This window comes from Pontibacter coccineus, assembly GCF_030546575.1.
GTDB lineage: Bacteria > Bacteroidota > Bacteroidia > Cytophagales > Hymenobacteraceae > Pontibacter > Pontibacter coccineus.
This window is the reverse complement of record NZ_JAUOTN010000006.1, coordinates 27,421-45,999: the sequence shown is the minus strand read 5'-3', so window position 1 is coordinate 45,999 and position 18,579 is coordinate 27,421. Positions and strand designations below refer to the sequence as shown.

Genomic DNA, 18,579 nt, shown 5'->3' with positions numbered 1-18,579 from the left:
ACAAAAAAAAGGATAGCCCGTAGAGCTATCCTTACCAAGTGGTCTTATGTTACTTACACAGCTTCATTAAGCTGGAGGGCGGCCGAAAGACGTTCCTCTGCAGTAGAGATCGATTCACGTGCTTTAGCCAGCAGGCTGGCCAGTGTGGTAGCCTCTTGCTCCGTTAGCCCCTGCAGCAGGTTGTCCAGCTTGTAGAGGTTGTTGCCGATATGTTCCAACAGCCTGAATCCTTTGTCGGAGATCACGATGTTAACCAATCGCTTGTCAGATATGTTGCGCTCTACTTCTACCAAGCCTTTAGTTTTGAGACGGCCAACCAGACGAGAGGTATCCGACATCTTGTCGAGCATGCAATTACGCAATAGCGAAGTGGATACCGGCTTAGGATAGTGTTCTCGTAAGATGCAAAGAATATTGTACTGCTGGCCCGTTACGTCGTGCTTTTTAAAGAACTCCTCGTAACTGTTAAGCAGCAAACTGTTGGTTAAGATAATGTTTAGACTGGCATGTTGCCATTCGTTTCTGTAAGCGAATACGCCTACACTGCGTTGAGATTGCATAGTGAGATATAGGGTGAATAGTTGCGAAATTGATCTTAATATACATATAAACTTTTATATATGTTACAAATTCCGGATCAACAATTTAACCCTAAAATCTACCTTTAAACTGGATCAGGCGCGTATTCGGACAAAACACTCACAAACAGGCAACAATGTATAACTTATGTTATAATGCAATGCGTTTTTATGCGGAAATCACCTCTCTGAAGGCAAAAACCGGAGAAAGAAAAAATCTTGTTATAACGATGTTTTTGAAATATTATTATCTAAACCGGCTTCAGAGCTTTGGGCAACTTCGCTACAACCAAGGTATAGGAGTGATCGATCAGCGATTTGAGAAACTCCGGTGGCAACCCTGCTTCAGGGAGGACAGTATTCCAGTGCTTTTTGCTCATGTGATAGCCGGGCAAAATTTGTGCATACTGCTCGCGTAGAAGAACAGCCTGCTCGGGGTCGCATTTCAGGGCTATACCCTTCCCATACTCAGACAGGCTGCACAAGGCGAACATTTTACAGCTCACTTTGAAAACAAGCGTGTCTTCGTCAAAAGGCAATTCCTCGGTGGTGCCCGGTTTCGCCAGACAGTAATTCCTGAAGTCCACGATGTTCACGTTCGTATGAAGCTGGTTACCAATGCTTGATCACAAAGTAAAGCATGGCAGCCAAAAACATCAGGATCGAGATCTTGTTGATGGTGTGCATGGCCCGAAGGTTAAAATTGCTTTTTCGATTCGGGTCTTTTTTGCGAAAGAAGTAGGTAGCCACTTCCGTGAAGTCAAATAATCCTTTCATTTGCGGTGATTTAAATTTAAGTAAACTTTTAGGAAGACTGCTATACCTGCATTCACGTCAACAGCTTTAATTTAAACGAGCTACCGGCATGGAACCAGCAGATATTTCATTACGCCTCCAATTGCATCGGTTCAATCCACTTTTCGTCTTCCCGGATCAACTCTATCAATTCATCCACTGCCCTGTCGGCAGGCACTGATTTTTTGACAACAGTCTGCCCGCGATACAAGGCGATCTTATCTTTCCCAACACCTACGTAACCGTAGTCTGCGTCCGCCATTTCGCCGGGACCGTTCACGATACAGCCCATGATGCCAATCTTCACGCCTTTCAGGTGGTCGGTTCTTTTACGGATCATGGCCGTGGTTTCCTGCAAATCGAATAAGGTGCGGCCGCAGCTTGGGCAGCTGATGTATTCGGTTTTGCTCATGCGGGTGCGGGCAGCCTGCAAGATTCCAAAGCTCAGGTTGTTAAACTTCTCAATCGTGCTTAACCAGGCGCCTTTTTCCTGTGCCGGCAAGAGCTCAGTGCCGAGCATGATGCCATCCCCGAGTCCGTCGATCAGCAAACCACCTACATCTGTGGAAGCGTAGAGTTGTACCTCATCTGCTGTTAAAGCCCCATAAGAACGCTTGATGATAGCGGGCGTATTGACACCATTGTTCATCAGGCGGAAGAAACATTTGCGAAGCTCCGGCATAGCGTGCTCATTGGAGGTATACAGTACCAGCACCGCAGTCGGATCGCCTTTCAATCGCTCCATCAACTCTTGAGAAATCACGCTAATATCCGCTTCTATGAAGTTCAGCTTCGGATGAAGTTGCGTAGCTTCCAGGTACTGCCTGGCAGTGAGCAAAGGATGCCGGTGCTCCTGGTCTTCCACTAACTGCCACGGCACATAGTTAATAATTTCCTTCAGGCCGTTTGGCAGCATGAAGTCAATCGGGTGATCGCCAGTGTAGATATAATCTGCCCCCAGATCGTTCATGTTGAACTTATCCAGTAGCATAGAGTACAAATGGCCAACGCTTTTCAGGTCGGCATACTGCACGTCGCGTAGTTGGCTCAGGTCAGCGATCACACGCGGCACATTCTGGTGTCCCACATTCTCGACCTCAGCCGTTTCGCGGCGATGGTATTGGAATGGATCGATCGGGATGTTACATAGCGGCTTGATCGACTGCGCATTTTCGGCCCGGTAGGTATAGCGGTCGATCAGTGCTTTGGCTACAGGCGCTTCTGCTTCCGGTGCCTCCGTCAGGGACACACGCACGGTATCACCCAGTCCGTCTTCCAGCAGGGTGCCTATACCTACGGCAGACTTAATGCGGCCATCTTCGGCCTCGCCGGCTTCTGTTACGCCTAGGTGCAATGGGTAGGGCTTCAGTCCCTCCTCTTCCAGTTTTTGCACCAGCAGTCGGTAGGCCTGCACCATCACCTGCGTGTTCGAAGCTTTCATGGAGATGACGATGTTATAATACTGCTCGTCTTCACAAATGCGCAAGAACTCCAACGCACTCTCCACCATACCCAGCGGGGTGTCGCCGTAGCGGCTCAGGATACGGTCGGACAGGGAACCGTGGTTGGTGCCGATGCGCATGGCGGTGCCGTGCTCTTTGCATATTCTTACCAGTGGCACAAAGCGTTCGCGTATGCGGTCCAGTTCAGCTTGGTAAGTTGTGTCGTTGTACTCGATTACCTCAAACTTCTTCTTATCGGCATAGTTACCCGGATTAATGCGAACTTTCTCCACGATACGGGCAGCGACCTCGGCAGCGTTGGGTGTAAAATGAATGTCGGCTACCAGCGGGGTATTATAACCACGGCCGCGCAACTCTGCTTTAATATGACGCAGGTTTTCGGCCTCTTTGATGCTGGGCGCCGTAATGCGGATGTATTCGCAGCCCGCCTCGATCATGCGGATGCACTGCTCCACAGAGCCCAACGTGTCCATGGTGTCCACGGTCGTCATGGATTGAACACGGATCGGGTGGTGGGCACCCATCGGCACCTCACCGATTTGTACTTCAATGGTCTCTCTGCGTATATACTCCGTCAGGCTGGGGCAATAGATCTTGTTCATATAGGATTAGGCCTTCGCTAAAGCTTCTTTCTCTTAACTTATTTCAGACCTGCTTTGTTCAACAGGCATACAGCGTAAATTTAGCATCATTATTTTAAAGGGCCTTCATTCCGTTGTGTTTTGTATATTGTAGTAGATTTATGCTACAAACTGTACGTCTTATACCGTCAGAAGCAAACTATGGCGACAAACCCTCTGATTATTTCGGCCAGTGCCAGAAGGGAAAGCGACACAGGGGCTTTTGTGCAGACCCTTTTCAGAGAAACTCCGGCGTATACGCTGCAATTGCTGGACTACCCGATAGATCATTACCGTTATGATGGAAATTACTCAAAGGAAGACCAATTCAATGAAGTAGTAGACCGGCTGCTCACACACGACACGGCCGTGTTTGCGACACCCGTTTACTGGTATGCGATGAGTGGGCATCTGAAAGTTTTATTTGATAGACTGACAGATTTGGTCACTATTAAAAAGCAAATCGGTCGGAAGTTGGCCGGGAAACGTATGTTCTTAATAGCAGTAGGTGCGGATGAAGAGTTGCCTGCAGGCTTTGAGGAACCATTCAGACGAACAGCTGCTTATTTTGATATGAAGTTTATCTCCACTCTTTACTGCCAGTCTTACCATGTAAGAAAAAGAAACCACGAACAGGAGATGTTCCTAAGCAGCATAAGAGAAAACTCAATTTAATAGCCAAAATTATGATACACATGAGCGCCTATATACCTAAAAACGCGGACGTCAAGCTTCGTTCCCTCCTACATTGGGGCAAACTGCGGCAGGAACAGCTGGGAGAAGCCTTTCTGATTACGAAAGACACCGTGATGGGCTTCCTGAAAAGGCAAATAGAACACGGCAACTGGCGAAGCGTGATGGAAGTGCTGAAAGGGAAGCCGATGACGCAGGCGGGCAGGTATATGCTGAGCGAACTACGAAGCAAGGCGGTTAAAAAACTTATCATGCGTATGGGGCTGCGACCAGTCATTGCCACGGCGTTGGTCATTGTGCTTTTACCCATCATACTGGCCAAAGTGGCTGGAGAAGTCGTTGGCTGGATCAGAAACCGAAACTAAATAAAAAAGAGCGCCTACCGCAGGCGCTCTTTTTTATTATAGAATATTGGTTCTAGCGTCTGAACATCAGCTCGCGGTATTTCACCAGTGGCCAATCCTCGTCGTCCACCATCAGCTCCAATTTGTCCACGCTCGTACGGATGGTCTCAAAGTAGGGCATTACTTTCTCGTTGTAGAAGATCGCCTTCTCGCGCACGTCCTCGATCCTGTTAGCCACCTTACGCTGCTGGATCATATCCACTGCGTTGGTCTGGATCGTTTTGATATGGCGGGAGATACGCTTGATCGAGTCTAACGTGGATTCGGTGAACTCGTCTTCCAGCCCCAGCTCTTTCAAGCCGCGAATGTTCTGGATCAGCTTGTTCTGATAGGCAACAGCCGTTGGTATCACGTGGTTGAAGGCAAGGTCGCCCATAACGCGCGACTCGATCTGGATTTTCTTGATATAATCTTCTAACAGGATTTCGTGTCTTGCGTGCAATTCTTTTCTGGAAAGGATGTCATGCCGCGCGAAAAGGTCCTGTACACTTTCACTGCTGTATACATCCAGTGCACGTGGAGTCGACTTGATGTTGGATAAACCACGTGTGGCCGCCTCATCCTCCCATTCTTTTGAGTAGCCATTGCCCTCAAAGCGGATCGCTTTGGAAGCAGCCACATACTCGCGCAGCACCTGGATGATGGCCAGCTCCTTCTTCATGCCCTTGTTATCTATCAGGTCGTCCACTGCCACACGGAAGTCGATCAGCTGATCAGCCACGATCGTGTTCAGCACGGTGATGGAAGAAGAACTATTGGCAGACGAACCCACAGCGCGGAATTCGAACTTATTGCCCGTAAAAGCAAAAGGGGACGTACGGTTACGGTCGGTGTTGTCGCGCAGGATTTCCGGTATCTTGTCTATACCTAGTTTCAAGTACATGTTGTCCCCTTTCTCCATCGGCACCTTGGCCGTACGCTCCAGTTCCTCCAATACCGCGGTCAGCTGCTGGCCCACAAATACCGACATGATAGCCGGAGGGGCTTCGTTGGCACCTAGTCGGTGGTCGTTGCTGGCAGAGGCAATGCTGGCGCGCAACAGGTCGGCGTGCTTATGCACGGCCATCACTGTGTTCACAAAGAACGTCAGGAACTGCAGGTTTTCCTTCGGCTTTTTGCCCGGCGAAAGCAGGTTGACACCTGTGTTGGTGCTCATCGCCCAGTTGTTGTGTTTACCGCTGCCGTTTACGCCTTTATATGGCTTCTCGTGAAGCAGTACTTTAAACCCATGGCGCTCGGCCACACGGTCCATGATGTCCATCAAAAGTTGGTTGTGGTCCACGGCCAGGTTGGCATCCTCAAACGTCGGGGCACATTCAAATTGGTTCGGTGCCACTTCGTTGTGACGGGTGCGCAAAGGTATACCCAGCTTCAGGGCCGACTTCTCGAAGTCTACCATGAACGAGTGCACGCGGCTGGGGATTGAACCAAAGTAGTGATCCTCCAACTGCTGGCCTTTGGCAGGCGCATGGCCAAACAAGGTACGGCCCGTCATCGCCAGGTCAGGGCGCGCTTCGTATAGGGCGCGGTCCACCAGGAAATACTCCTGCTCTATACCTAAGGTGGTGTTCACTTTTACTACCTCCTTGTCGAAATACTGGCAAACCGGAACTGCCGCCTGGTTGAGGAGGTTCAGCGATTTTAGCAATGGGGTTTTGTAGTCCAGCGCCTCTCCGGTGTAGGAAACGAAAATAGTAGGGATACACAGCGTGCGTGTGCCGTGATTTTCGATCAGGAAGGCTGGCGAGGATGGGTCCCAGGCAGTATAGCCACGTGCCTCGAAGGTATTGCGTATACCACCGCTCGGGAACGAGGAGGCATCCGGCTCCTGCTGCACCAGGGCACTGCCTTTGAAGCTCTCGATCGGATCACCCTCGCTGGTCAGGTCAAAGAAGGAGTCGTGCTTTTCGGCTGTGGAGCCTGTTAGCGGCTGAAACCAGTGCGTATAGTGTGTGGCACCCTTGCTCATAGCCCATGTCTTCATGGCAGCAGCCACAGCATCCGCCAGATGCCGGTCTACTTTTTCACCCGCGTCGATGGTAGCGCAAAGCCTTCTGAAGTTTTCGGTCGACATGGTGGCGCGAAGCGCCGAATAGCCTAACACATTTTCACCGAAATACTCTGAAATTTTGCTGGTTGGCAGTACTAGCTCTGCCGGTTTGCGCTGACTTACCAGTTCGAGCGCCTTGAAACGAAGAATTGCCATGGGGAGAAGGAAGTTAGGGTATAAATTCTGACCAAAGGTAAAAACCAGATTAATACGTTGTATCAGAGAGGGTATGTTTTTTTAGGGGGTAAACTAAATTATTTGGTAGAATACTTCAGGACACCCCTAATTATATAGGGGTATTTTTAATAAACTCCATTTTAAAAGTATTTAATCAGGTGTAGTTGACCAGAACATGACCGACCTGAATTATAATTGAACAAGCGGCGTTTAAGAGAGGACGCATAAGTTGTATATTTGCAGCCGTGAAACGAAGCCTATTATATCAGCCACTCTATTTTCTATTCTGGGTGCTCTACTTTGTTGCAGCCAGGGCTATTTTCCTGTTTTACCACGACAACCGCACCCAGGAGTTGTCGCAAACTGACCTTTGGACCATCTTTGCCAAGGGCTTGCGCCTCGATCTTTCGTTCAGTTCTTATGTGAGTGCCATCCCTTTTCTGGCTATTCTGGCCACTGCCCTGTTCCCTGGACTGCGGGTGCGTAAGTTTATCCGCTACTATACCTATACTATATTGGTGTTGCTGTCGGTGTTGATGGCCGTAGACCTGGAGCTCTATACCTACTGGGGTTTCAGGCTCGACTCCACCCCTATGCTATACCTGAACACACCGGGTGAAATGGCGGCATCTGCAGCGGCTGCACCCATCCTGCTGCTCAGCGCCATCGCACTTGCCACCAGTCTGGTCTTCGCCGTGCTGTTCCGCTATACCTTCGATTACAAAAATTACCACCTCAGTTTCTCGAAGCTGCGGTATGCAGGTATAGCCCTGCTGTTCACTGTCCTGCTAATACTACCTATGCGGGGCGGCTGGCAGCAGATTCCGATTAACCAGAGTGTGGTGTATTTCTCGGAGAACCCCTACGCTAACCATGCCGGTCTCAACATGCCCTGGAACCTGATGGACACCATGCTGAAGTACAACGAGGAGACGCGCAACCCCTATCAGTACATGGACCATGAAGCGGCCGCTGCGAAAGTAGCTGAACTCTACGCTGCCACTGCAGACTCATCAGAGAACATTTTAAGGGTAGAGCGGCCGAATGTACTCTTTATCATCCTGGAGAGCTATACGGCCAAGTATGTGGAGCATCTGGGTGGTGAGCCGGGCGTTACGCCCAATCTGGATCAGCTGGCTAAAGAGGGGGTTAGCTTCACCAAACTCTACTCGAGTGGCGACCGCAGCGAAAAAGGCATGGTGGCCTTGCTAAGCGGCTATCCGGTGCAGACCACGACCTCTATCATCAAAAACCCGAAGAAAACAGAGAAACTTCCCTACCTGAGCCAGGTGTTTAAGCAAGCTGGGTATGGCACCTCCTTTTATTATGGAGGCGAGTTGGAGTTTGCCAACATCCGGTCATACCTGCAAAACGGCAAGTACGACCGCCTGATCGACAAGCATGATTTTCCGGCCAAGAGCTACAATTCCAAGTGGGGTGCCCATGACCATGTTCTCTTTGAGCGTGTGCTGAGAGACCTTTCCAGCGAAAAAGAACCCTTCTTTAGCACCGTCTATACCTTGAGCAGCCACGAGCCTTTCGAGATTCCGATCCCTGCCAAATTTAAGGGGGAGAAAGTAAGCGACAAGTTCAAAAATTCGATTTACTATACCGATTGGGCTTTGGGTCAGTTCATCGAGCAGGCGCGGCAGCAGGCGTGGTGGGACTCGACCTTAATCGTGCTGGTGGCAGACCACGGTCACCCGTTGCCATACAACGACCCAAATTACCGCAGCACCAAGTTCCGTATACCTTTTATATTAACCGGTGGCGCTGTGGCTACAAAAGGTCAAACGATTGCTACCATTGGCAGTCAGACAGACGTTGCTACTACCCTGCTCTACCAGTTGGGCTTGCCTTATCAGGACTTCAAGTGGAGTCGCAACCTGCTGGCACCAACTTCCTATCCTTTTGCGTTTTATGTATTTCGGGATGGCTTTACGTTCATCACACCGGGCAAGGTACTTTCCTTCGACAATGTGTCCGGGAAACCCATTATCAAAGGCAAGGGAGTCACGCAAAAGCAGCTTGAATTTGGGAAGGCCTACATGCAGTACTCCTTCGAGGACTTTGTGAGAAAATAGATGGCAGGTAGCGTGGTCAGGTATAGGGCGTGCAAAAATGCGGGCAGGTATAAGGTATTGTACTGGATCCCAATAGCTTCATTACATAGCGGCGCGTTCACGCTTTGAAAATTTTAATTCTTATCTTTGCACCCTTATTATGAAAAAGGTAGCATTTTATACACTGGGCTGTAAGCTCAACTACTCTGAAACCAGCACGATCGGAAGGATATTCCAGGAGCGTGGTTTTGAGAAGGTGGAGTTTACCGATACACCCGACATTTACGTGATCAATACCTGCTCTGTCACTGACAATGCAGATAAGAAATGTCGTAAGATCGTGAAGGAGGCGCAAAAGCACTCCCCAAATGCTTTTATAACGATAGTGGGTTGCTATGCCCAGCTTAAACCGAAAGAGATCAGCGAGATTCCGGGGGTCGATGCCGTGCTCGGTGCCGCTGAGAAGTTTCAGTTGGTGGACATCCTGGAGACCTTTGAGAAGAGAGAACAGCCGCAGGTATACGCCAGCGCCATCAGCGAGGCCAACACGTTTCATAACTCCTACTCCTTCGGCGATCGCACCCGCACTTTCCTGAAGGTACAGGACGGTTGCGACTACTCCTGCACATTCTGCACCATTCCATTGGCCCGCGGCAACAGCCGCTCCGATAGTATTGCCAATGTGGTGCGCGCCGCCAACGAAATTGCCGAGTCCGGCGTGAAGGAGATCGTGCTGACGGGCGTGAACACCGGTGACTTTGGTTTGCAGGACGGAGAGCGCGTGGAGACTTTCTTCGGGCTGGTGCAGGAACTTGATAAAGTGGCAGGTATAGACCGCTTCCGGATCTCTTCGATCGAGCCGAATTTACTCAAGGACGAGATCATTGAGTTTGTGAGTCAGAGCGAGCGCTTCATGCCGCACTTCCATATACCCCTGCAGTCCGGCTCTAACAAGATACTGAAGCTGATGCGCCGCCGCTACCTGCGCGAGCTTTATGCTGACCGTGTCGCCACCATCAAAGCCCTGATGCCGCATTGCTGCATTGGCGTGGACGTGATCGTGGGCTTCCCGGGCGAAACAGAAGAAGATTTCCTGGAGACTTATAATTTTATTAACGGCCTTGATGTGAGCTACCTGCACGTGTTCCCTTACTCGGAGCGCGAAAACACCGTAGCACCCGATATGCCGGGCAAGGTGAGCATTAAAGACCGTAACCGCCGGGCAGACATGCTGCGCATCCTTTCCGAAAAGAAAAAGCGCTTTTTCTACGAACAGAATATTGGCCGTGAGTTTACAGTGCTGTTTGAGGACGATGTGAAAGATGGTGTGATGGAAGGCTGGACAGAAAATTATGTGCGCGTAGCGGCTAAATACGACCCTGTCCTTGTCAATGAAACAAAGCACGTACGACTGACCGGCATCAACGAGCAGGGCTTAATGGAGGCCGAAGAAACTTATATTGAGGTACTGAAACATTAAAAATTCTGAATTTTTAAAAATTAGCCCTATATTTTCAGCCTGAAACAATCAATAACAGTTTAATTAACTACTTGTGAACCTATCTAGAATCGTTTTGGGAGTTGCTTTGGGCGCTCTAGTGACTGCTTGTAACACAGATCAAAAACCTCAGGCGACCGGTACCGCCACTACTTCGTCCACCAGCACAGACACCCTGGCTACCGCTGGCACAACTGACATAGTGTACATCAATTCAGACTCTCTGCTGAGCAAGTATGAGTATTTCAAAGACGCTCGTACGCGTTTCCAGTCCAAAACGCAGAAGGCCGAGAAAGATTTACAGTCCAAGGCGGCTGCTTTCGAGAAAGATGTGCAGAACTACCAGCGTAACGGAGGCGGCATGACCGTGGAGCAGCGTGCTTCTACAGAGCAGAAACTACAACAGCGTCAGCAGCAGTTGCAGCAGCAGAGCCAGAACACTGGTAACCAACTCGCCACAGAAGAAGCAGAGGAAATGAAGAAGATCTACGACCGCGTAGAGGCATACCTGCAAAAGCTGAGCCAGGAAAGAGGTTATAAGATGGTGCTGACCTACTCCAGAGGCCAGAGCGCTATCCTGTACGGCGATAATTCCCTTGATATAACAGAAGAAGTACTGACTGGTTTGAACAACGAGTACGACCAGGAGAAAGAAGCAGCGAAGTCAACAGACACTGCTGCTACCAAAAAGAAATAACCTGAAACACAGGTATAGCAAAAGAAAAGGCGGACTCTTAAGTCCGCCTTTTTTATTTCATTCAGTTAATGCAGTCGCCATTATCCCCTTACCCCGAACGCTGCTCACTTGATGACATTAGGTATGCTATACCTGTCTAAAAGAACTTGTAAGAGATCGGTGCAGTCAGTCTACAGCGAAGTCCGGTGCTAGTATCTTTTATACCTTTCTTTTACTGCCATTCAACCAGGCATAACCTTGCTTGCTCCAGCTGCTCCCACCGGATGGATACCTACCCGACTGTTCCCACCATCCTGTAGGTACATAGGGCTTAAAAAGATTCCTAATAGGAAATTCGCGTATTACCTTGCTCAGCTCGCGAAACTTTGTTGCAATTAAGGATCTGCACCAATCGTTTCTCTGCGAAGAAGCGTTCAGGTACATCCAGAGACTCCACCAAAGGTTTACTCGTAGCGGAGCGATTCGATTGGGTCGAGCTTAGAGGCGCGGTGAGCGGGGTAGTAACCGGAAAGCACGCCCACAACCACACAGATCGTTAAACCCACCATTACCCAGATCCAGGGCACAATAAAGCCGCCCTCTCCGATCAGGGACGCGATGCCATTGCCCATCAGGATGCCCAGGAAAATGCCGACGATACCGCCCAGTATACAGATCACCACGGCTTCGATCAGGAACTGCTGCTGAATTTGCTTTGCTGTTGCTCCCAGCGCCTTGCGGACACCGATCTCGCGCGTACGCTCATTCACCGACACCATCATGATGTTCATCAACCCGACTGAGGCTCCCAGCAAAGTGATGAAGCCGATCACAAAGCCACCTACTTTCAGGTAACCGGAAATCTCGTTCAGGCTCTGGATCAGGGAGTCGCTTCTTCTGATCTCAAAAGACTCGTCTTGCCCTAACCTGTCCTGGCGCACGTTGCGCATCACCCCTGTCGCCTCGCCCATCACATAGGTGAGCTCTTCGGGTTTAGAGATAGAGGTCTTGATATTATAGGTCAGAGTGCCCGTACCTGCCTGCGGAATCTGCCGGCCTGTTTCGAGCGGAATCAGGATCATGCGGTCGCCGCCGCTGCCGCCCATGCTGCTACCGCGCTTCTCGAGTTCACCCACAATCTTGAAACGGCGTCCCAAAAAGGTGATATATTGGTTGATCGGGTCTGTTTTGGGGAAAAGTTTGGCAGAAATTTCTTTACCGATAATGGCGACATTTGTTCCCAGCTCCAGTTCGTAGCTTGAAAAGGCGCGACCACGCTCCAGGTTTAGGTTCTGGCCAGCCAGGTAGAATTCGTCGCCGGCTATCACGTTTATGTTCGGGTTCGTCTTATCCATGGCGCTCTTCACAACAGTAGCACCTGAAACATTCGCCGAAAGGCTTACCTGTGCCTTCGCCCCCATCAGCTCCTTGTACTTAATGGCCTGCTCGTAGTTGATATTCGGGTATACCTTTTCGGTTCTGCCTTGTCCGTTGTTACCATTGCCGCTGTTGAACTTCTTCCGGATATCGAATGAGTTGGCTCCCAGGCTCGAAAAGGTCTGGTTGAGGGAGTGCTTCATGCCGTCTACCGCCGTGAGTATACCGACCAGCGACATAATACCGATCGAGATGATCAGGCCGGTGAGGACAGTGCGCAGCAGGTTATTTTTGATGGCTCGAATACTTTCCCGTATATTTTCGAACAGGTCCATAGCTTAGGTCTATATGCGAAACGTTCCCCCCTGCGTTAAGTATAAGGGAGAACCTCTTGTTTCTAATTGACCTCTAATATCTGAAAAAAGAACCAATTTCAATACATTTGTTACCATATGTTAAGCCCATGAAGATATTCCGCCATTTTCTACTGCTCGCCGCATACCTGGTGCTCCCTTTCCATGCGTTCAGTTCTACGGTGCTGATACCGATGGACGGGACACAGAAAGACCACCTGAAATCGTATGGAGCAGCGTATTGGGTACTATCCAAAAGCGTGTCAGTGGACTGGCTGCTCAACTTCAGGGGGGGAAGTTTCGCCTTTCAGCATGCGCCGCAGCTCGAAAATGAACTGGTCGTCCGGGGCATCAGCTACCAGGTTATTTCGGATGCGCAGTACAATACCATCCTCACCCAGATCAGCGACCCGGAGGCGAACATGGACGTGATGAAACTGGAGAAAGTGCCGAAGATCGCGGTCTATACCCCAAAATCGAAGATGCCCTGGGACGATGCCGTGACACTGGTGCTGACCTATGCCGAGATTCCCTACGATAAAATTTACGACGAAGAGATCATACGCGGCGACCTGCCCAAGTACGACTGGTTACACCTTCACCATGAAGACTTTACAGGCCAGTATGGAAAGTTTTACTCCAGCTACCGCCACTACCCCTGGTACCAGGAGCAACAGAACGAAGCGGAGGCCTCAGCCAAATCCCTCGGCTTTAAAAAGGTATCAGAACTGAAAGGCGCCGTGGCACGCACCATCCGTGACTTTTGTGCAGGAGGAGGCTTCTTGTTTGCCATGTGCTCGGCTACCGACACCTACGACATAGCCCTGGCTGCTGAAGGGCTGGACTTTATTGAAGCGATGTATGATGGGGATGGCGCTGATCCCAATGCCCAAAGCAAGCTGGACTTTGGTAAAACCTTTGCCTTCAAGGATTTTTCGCTGGTTCGCAATCCCCTGGAGTACGAATACTCCAACATCGATATGCAACCGCAGGAGCGCGGCCTGACCGAGCAGAATGACTTTTTCCAGCTCTTCACTTTTTCTGCCAAGTGGGACCCTATACCTACCATGTTGACACAGAACCACGCCAAAACCATCAAAGGATTCATGGGCCAAACCACCGCTTTCCGCAAAGGACTGGTGAAACCTGAAGTAGTGGTGATGGGCGAGAACAAAGAAATAGGCGAGATAAGGTATATGCACGGCACCTTCGCCCGGGGCACCTGGACCTTCTATGGCGGCCATGATCCGGAAGACTACCAGCACCTGGTGGGCGAAGACCCGACCGACCTAGCCCTACATCCCAACTCACCCGGCTACAGGCTTATCCTGAACAACATCCTGTTCCCGGCAGCCAAGAAGAAAAAGCAGAAGACGTGATTTTTAGATTGCTAAATTGTTGATGGTTAAATTGTTTTAAAAACTCACTCCTAATTTGTTTCTTCTTTAGATTATTTGACGAAGTACATTAGTGGCCAATCCCGAAGAATATGTTATCGGAATGAAACCAACAATTTAACAATAGCTCCGCAGGGGCAAACAATTTAACAATTCAACCTAATGCATCCTGTCCGGGCGGGGTTCCAACTTTCGGATGATCTCTGCTTCGATTTCGAGCAGTTCTTGCAGGCGGACATCCACTACGTCGGCGGGCATATATTCCTTGGCCAGCTTCACGAAGCTTACGTAATGGCCTGCCTCTGATACCATAAGCTCGTAATAGAATTTCTGCAGGTCCTCGTCCTGTATGTTCTTCCAGAGCAATTTGAAGCGCTCGCAGCTGCGGGCCTCAATCAGGGCATTCACCAGCAGGTGGTCCATCAATTGTCTTTCGCGCAGGCCCCCTTTCCGGATGTGCTTGGTCAGTTCCACCACATACTCGTCGGGTCGGTTACGGCCCAAGCCCCAGCCGCGCTTCTTGAGTTCTGCCAGCACGCGCTCGAAGTGGCTCCACTCCTCGGCCACCAGATCCGTCATTTCTTCCACCAGGCGGGTTTTGTCCGGGTATTTTACGATCAGGGATATACCTGAAGTCGCCGCTTTCTGCTCGCAATAAGCATGGTCTACCAGGATCTCTTCAATGTTTTTCTCGGCAATATTCACCCAACGCGGGTCTGTAGGGAGTTGAAGGCGCAGGATGGTTTTGGTGAACTGGGAAGACATAGGTAAGAATCAATTAATCGAAGAACATCCACTTGATGCCGAACACAAAGCTCGTGCGCATACCCGGGTAGTAGGGTGTGGTAAAGTAACCGGGCGCTGTCAGGTCGGAAGCGATGTTCGACATTTTCAGGAACACGTTCAGGCTTTTGATATCCGCCGTGATGAACACATCCGCTATCGGGTAGGGTTGAATTGTAAAAGCATTCTGCAAATGGAATTGCTGCGTCACCGGCATGTAGGCATCGGCCATGTAGGCGGTAGGCGTATATACCTGCACCCCAAACTGGCCTATCAGCGCTCTTCTGAACAAAGCCCCTTCGAAGTATAGCTTGGAATCAAAGAACCACTCCGGTATGCGGAAAACCGGGGCTTCGTTGGTGTTGGTATAGGCGACAAAGTTTTCGAAATGAATCTTACCGAAACGAATGTGATGCTGGAGTTCAACGCCAAACACTTGCTGGTTGTCTGCATACTGCGTAGGTACGGCAACCGTGTCGAAATATATGTGGCGTTTGATGTGGTTGAAGTGACCGGTCAGCCGCACATACTGTCGTTCACCCAGCTTGCTGGCGAAGGTTGCTTCCAAGCGATCGGTTACAGAATTGTTGAAATAGTTGATCCAGTCAAAGTGGTTGCTGATCAAACGCTGCTCCACTAAGGATGGGGAACGCAAGACACGGCTAACCCGCCCCTGCAGAGGGCCCAATTTGGCTGTGGCGCCAACTTTGTAGTCGTTCGTCATCTGGAACTCCCCGTCAAAGGACAGCAATGCCTGCTTGTACATGAGCCGGAACTCACCGCCTACAAACAGTTGGTTCAGGCTGTTGCTAATTTCGTTGTATACCTCAACGCTCGAATCCTGCGCTGCCGTGCTCAGCACCCTGTAGTCCAACTTGGAATTACGGTACTTGGCGTAGGCTTTGTAAAAAGAGATTTTATTGTTGCCGGTTACACCTGCCACGTTCTCCATTTCGCGGTAAAAACTGCGGTCATCCGTTCGGTTGAGCCCAGAAAGCACGCGTGGGTAAAAAATAGGCGTACGTTCTTCATTGGTCTGTCTTGGAATGGCATCATCCTGAAAAATATCATTCTGGCTGCCCCAGTCAAAGCTATGGAAGAGCTTCAGGTCCTCTCCTGCCAGCTTATACATGTGCAGCAGGTGGTAGTTGTTGCGGAGTTCACGCGTGGATGCCTGGTCCAGATTTGTAGTCGCCTGCTGGAACAGAAAACGGTTTGCCTCCTCGGCTGTTATACCGCCAAACTCAATCTGCTCGTGGTTGAGGTGCGTAAAGTTGGCAAAGAGGTGGTATTTCTCGTCTTCAGAGCGGTAGTGGGTAAAAGCTTTCACAGCCTGGCTGCTCAGGATACCATCCCGATTGGTCACGCCCGGGCCTATCTGCCTGTTTCCGGAAATGATCTGGTAAGCCACACCGGCATTCCAGCGTGGGGTAATGTTGCGGGCATGGGTGGCTTCAAAGATCTGCTCTCCCCGCTGCCCCTGAACATAGTAAATATGGGAGTATGGGGAACGCGTGTCGTAATAATTGATGGTGTGCGGATCATAGGCGTAACGGTCAAACACGTTTTTGCCCAAGCGGGCGCCGATCTTGTTAGGTACTCTGAAAAGGATGGGTTTGGAAGCTGTTCCCACATTGCCCAGATGCTGATAATAGGCCGTATCCTGATACCAGAAGCGCTCATTTTGCATGTTGTTAATACTGGTATCAATGCGCTGCAAGAGGTACCGTCCTTCCAGCACGTCGTTTTCATACAACTGCAGGGTTGTTTTAGGACTGTAGAGTGCTTTCGTCGTGTCGTCGATGATCTGGGACTGTGCCTGCGCGGCGCCAGCCAGACCCACCAGGAGCCATATTACTGCTAAGAGCTTACTTTTCACAAGCCAAAATTAGTGATTTTCGTGCAACCCGTATACGTACTGACAGGAAGTATCAGGTGCTTTCCTTTAAATTTTATCCGTTGCTAACGATTTAGCCTCTTGAAAAGAGCTGATGTGCTGCCTGATCAACGTATCAAACACCTCGCCCTGCTGCAGAAAATATACCTCTATCGGCACATAAAAAATAGGCAACTGGCAGGTAAGATTTGCCAAAGTGCTATCAGTTAATTTAACAGCGTCTTTCCGTGTCGTGATGATACTTAAGCTTTTACCCCGCTCCTGCTCCAGCAAAGCTTGCAGTTTTTGCATATCGGCCAAGGTATAGCTGTAGTGATCCGCATACTCCAGATGCGTTACCACTTCATACCCTTTATCAGTCAGATAACGCAGCAGAGGCTCCGCATTCGCTATACCTGTGAGCAAAGCCACGCGTTTAGATACCTGCACCACATTGCCTATACCTACCGGATTGCCATACCGGAACGCGCTGAAGAAAACCGGCGTGTCGGGTAAACTATACCGCTGTACACTTTTTGTGATGTCGGCTAATTGAGCAGGCTCCAGACCGGGTGGACACTTGGTTACGATGATGGCATCTGCCCGTCGGGCGCCCTGTCGCGGCTCGCGCAGCAAACCAGTTGGCAGTACGTGGTCTTTGTAAAACAGACGTCCAAAGTCCGTTAGCATTAGGTTCAGCGAAGGGCGAACGGGCCGGTGCTGCATAGCGTCATCCAGAATGACGACCTGCGTGGCTGGTTGAATATCAAGTAGTTGCGATATACCGGCCGGTCTGCTCTCACACACTGCCACCAGCGCCTCCGGGAAATCAAGGTGGTACTGAAAAGGCTCGTCCCCCAACGTCTCGGCCGTCGCGCGTTCATTAGCCAGCACAAAACCTTTGCTTTTCCGTCGGTAGCCTCTGCTCAGCACTGCCGTTTTTTTATCGGCTACCAGGCGCAGCAGGTACTCGACGTGCGGTGTTTTACCGGTACCTCCTACGGTCAGGTTCCCTACCGAGATAACCGGCACCTCAAACCGCTTTGAACGCAGCCAGCCTATGTCATAGAGCCAATTCCGCAGCAGCATGATGCCGCCGTAGAGGATCGAAAAAGGCCATAACAGGTAACGCAAAACAGTCATAGGGGTTCGCTATACCTTGCAAAGGTATAGAAATATGCGCAAAGGCTATACCTATACTTGATTCGTATACTCTGAATACACTATATTTAGTACCGACAATATCCGACCCTACAACCATCACATGAAAACGAACCGTACCATTGCCTGTCTTTTGCTCGCGCTGCTGCTTAGCGCGGCCGCCTGCTCGCCCTGCGCCACCATGCGCTCTGACCCACCGGCACCTGTTGCTTTTTACCTGGTAGATGCCTCCGGCAGCAGTCCGTTCAATAACCCCAGTACCGGCATGCACCCCGACTCTATTCAACTGTTACTGGACGGGGAGCCCTTTAACTACCTCTTTACAGGGACTGATGAAAAGGTCAACAACCTGATTTTTGAGACCTACCCGGTCATGTATACCAAGTCGAGGGTGCGCATGCTGCTGCGCCTCAACAGCCTGAATACCGACACGCTGGATATCGCTTATACCGTGAGCCGGGGCAAGTGCTATACCGACTACACCTACTCGGCCTTTTACTTCAACGGCAAAGAGCTCAAGCGCCAGCCTGAGACGGGTTATCTGCAACTCCAAGTGCTTTAAATTTTCAAGGCTGTCCCGATCTTCGTAATTTGGTGCTTTCAAAAGCAGTCCGG

Annotated in this window: 16 protein-coding genes; 7 read left to right on the top strand and 9 right to left on the bottom strand. The window is 50.3% G+C overall.

Going from position 1 to position 18,579, the window contains the following annotated elements:
- Positions 1-53: 53 nt before the first annotated feature.
- From Q4E40_RS14530 to ispG, 4 genes are all read right to left on the bottom strand, one after another.
- Positions 54-560, bottom strand: coding sequence for a MarR family winged helix-turn-helix transcriptional regulator (locus Q4E40_RS14530; protein ID WP_303413165.1), 507 nt, complete (start codon positions 558-560; stop codon positions 54-56).
- 269 nt (positions 561-829) lie between these two features.
- Positions 830-1,174: an MmcQ/YjbR family DNA-binding protein gene (locus tag Q4E40_RS14525; protein ID WP_303413164.1), complete on the bottom strand. Its 345-nt coding sequence runs from the start codon at positions 1,172-1,174 to the stop codon at positions 830-832.
- A gap of 16 nt (positions 1,175-1,190) precedes the next feature.
- On the bottom strand, positions 1,191-1,355 hold the full coding sequence (locus Q4E40_RS14520; RefSeq protein WP_303413162.1) for a DUF6728 family protein: 165 nt from the start codon (positions 1,353-1,355) through the stop codon (positions 1,191-1,193).
- Positions 1,356-1,464: 109 nt separating this feature from the next.
- A complete protein-coding gene (ispG, locus tag Q4E40_RS14515; RefSeq protein ID WP_303413160.1) occupies positions 1,465-3,438 on the bottom strand; it encodes a (E)-4-hydroxy-3-methylbut-2-enyl-diphosphate synthase in 1,974 nt (657 codons plus the stop codon).
- A gap of 180 nt (positions 3,439-3,618) precedes the next feature.
- On the opposite strand from ispG, the gene Q4E40_RS14510 reads away from it, so the two are divergent.
- Both Q4E40_RS14510 and Q4E40_RS14505 read left to right on the top strand, forming a co-directional pair.
- Positions 3,619-4,131 (top strand): flavodoxin family protein, encoded by a 513-nt coding sequence (locus Q4E40_RS14510; protein WP_303413158.1) that lies wholly within the window; start codon positions 3,619-3,621, stop codon positions 4,129-4,131.
- Positions 4,132-4,142: 11 nt separating this feature from the next.
- Positions 4,143-4,514: a hypothetical protein gene (locus Q4E40_RS14505; protein ID WP_303413157.1), complete on the top strand. Its 372-nt coding sequence runs from the start codon at positions 4,143-4,145 to the stop codon at positions 4,512-4,514.
- A 52-nt stretch (positions 4,515-4,566) separates the two neighbouring features.
- Here the strand turns inward: Q4E40_RS14505 and Q4E40_RS14500 are convergent, their stop codons facing one another.
- Positions 4,567-6,759, bottom strand: a complete 2,193-nt coding sequence (locus Q4E40_RS14500) for a glutamine synthetase III family protein (protein ID WP_303413156.1) — start codon at positions 6,757-6,759, stop codon at positions 4,567-4,569.
- Between the two features lie 266 nt (positions 6,760-7,025).
- Here Q4E40_RS14500 and Q4E40_RS14495 point away from each other — a divergent pair, with 266 nt between their 5' ends.
- The 3 genes from Q4E40_RS14495 to Q4E40_RS14485 all read left to right on the top strand — a co-directional run bounded on the left by Q4E40_RS14495 (position 7,026) and on the right by Q4E40_RS14485 (position 11,038).
- Complete coding sequence (locus tag Q4E40_RS14495) at positions 7,026-8,864, top strand: LTA synthase family protein (protein ID WP_303413155.1); 1,839 nt, start codon at positions 7,026-7,028, stop codon at positions 8,862-8,864.
- A gap of 139 nt (positions 8,865-9,003) precedes the next feature.
- Entirely contained in the window at positions 9,004-10,323 is a 1,320-nt protein-coding gene (gene mtaB / locus Q4E40_RS14490) for a tRNA (N(6)-L-threonylcarbamoyladenosine(37)-C(2))-methylthiotransferase MtaB (protein ID WP_303413154.1), read from the top strand.
- 73 nt (positions 10,324-10,396) lie between these two features.
- A complete protein-coding gene (locus Q4E40_RS14485; RefSeq protein ID WP_303413153.1) occupies positions 10,397-11,038 on the top strand; it encodes an OmpH/Skp family outer membrane protein in 642 nt (213 codons plus the stop codon).
- Positions 11,039-11,481: 443 nt separating this feature from the next.
- On the opposite strand, the gene Q4E40_RS14480 is transcribed toward Q4E40_RS14485, so the two are convergent.
- Positions 11,482-12,729 (bottom strand): ABC transporter permease, encoded by a 1,248-nt coding sequence (locus tag Q4E40_RS14480; RefSeq protein WP_303413151.1) that lies wholly within the window; start codon positions 12,727-12,729, stop codon positions 11,482-11,484.
- Between the two features lie 128 nt (positions 12,730-12,857).
- Here Q4E40_RS14480 and Q4E40_RS14475 point away from each other — a divergent pair, with 128 nt between their 5' ends.
- Entirely contained in the window at positions 12,858-14,126 is a 1,269-nt protein-coding gene (locus Q4E40_RS14475; protein WP_303413149.1) for an asparagine synthetase B, read from the top strand.
- Positions 14,127-14,303: 177 nt separating this feature from the next.
- Here Q4E40_RS14475 and Q4E40_RS14470 read toward each other — a convergent pair whose 3' ends face one another.
- The 3 genes from Q4E40_RS14470 to lpxK form a co-directional block, all read right to left on the bottom strand.
- A complete protein-coding gene (locus Q4E40_RS14470) occupies positions 14,304-14,909 on the bottom strand; it encodes a MiaE family protein (RefSeq protein ID WP_303413148.1) in 606 nt (201 codons plus the stop codon).
- A 13-nt stretch (positions 14,910-14,922) separates the two neighbouring features.
- The gene (locus tag Q4E40_RS14465) at positions 14,923-16,806 is read right to left on the bottom strand and encodes a putative porin (protein WP_303413147.1); all 1,884 of its coding nucleotides are present in this window, start codon (positions 16,804-16,806) and stop codon (positions 14,923-14,925) included.
- Between the two features lie 66 nt (positions 16,807-16,872).
- Positions 16,873-17,946 carry a tetraacyldisaccharide 4'-kinase gene (gene lpxK / locus Q4E40_RS14460; protein ID WP_303413145.1) on the bottom strand — a complete coding sequence of 358 codons (1,074 nt, stop codon included), beginning with the start codon at positions 17,944-17,946 and terminating at the stop codon, positions 16,873-16,875.
- Positions 17,947-18,067: 121 nt separating this feature from the next.
- On the opposite strand from lpxK, the gene Q4E40_RS14455 reads away from it, so the two are divergent.
- Complete coding sequence (locus tag Q4E40_RS14455) at positions 18,068-18,526, top strand: hypothetical protein (RefSeq protein WP_303413143.1); 459 nt, start codon at positions 18,068-18,070, stop codon at positions 18,524-18,526.
- Positions 18,527-18,579: the final 53 nt, after the last annotated feature.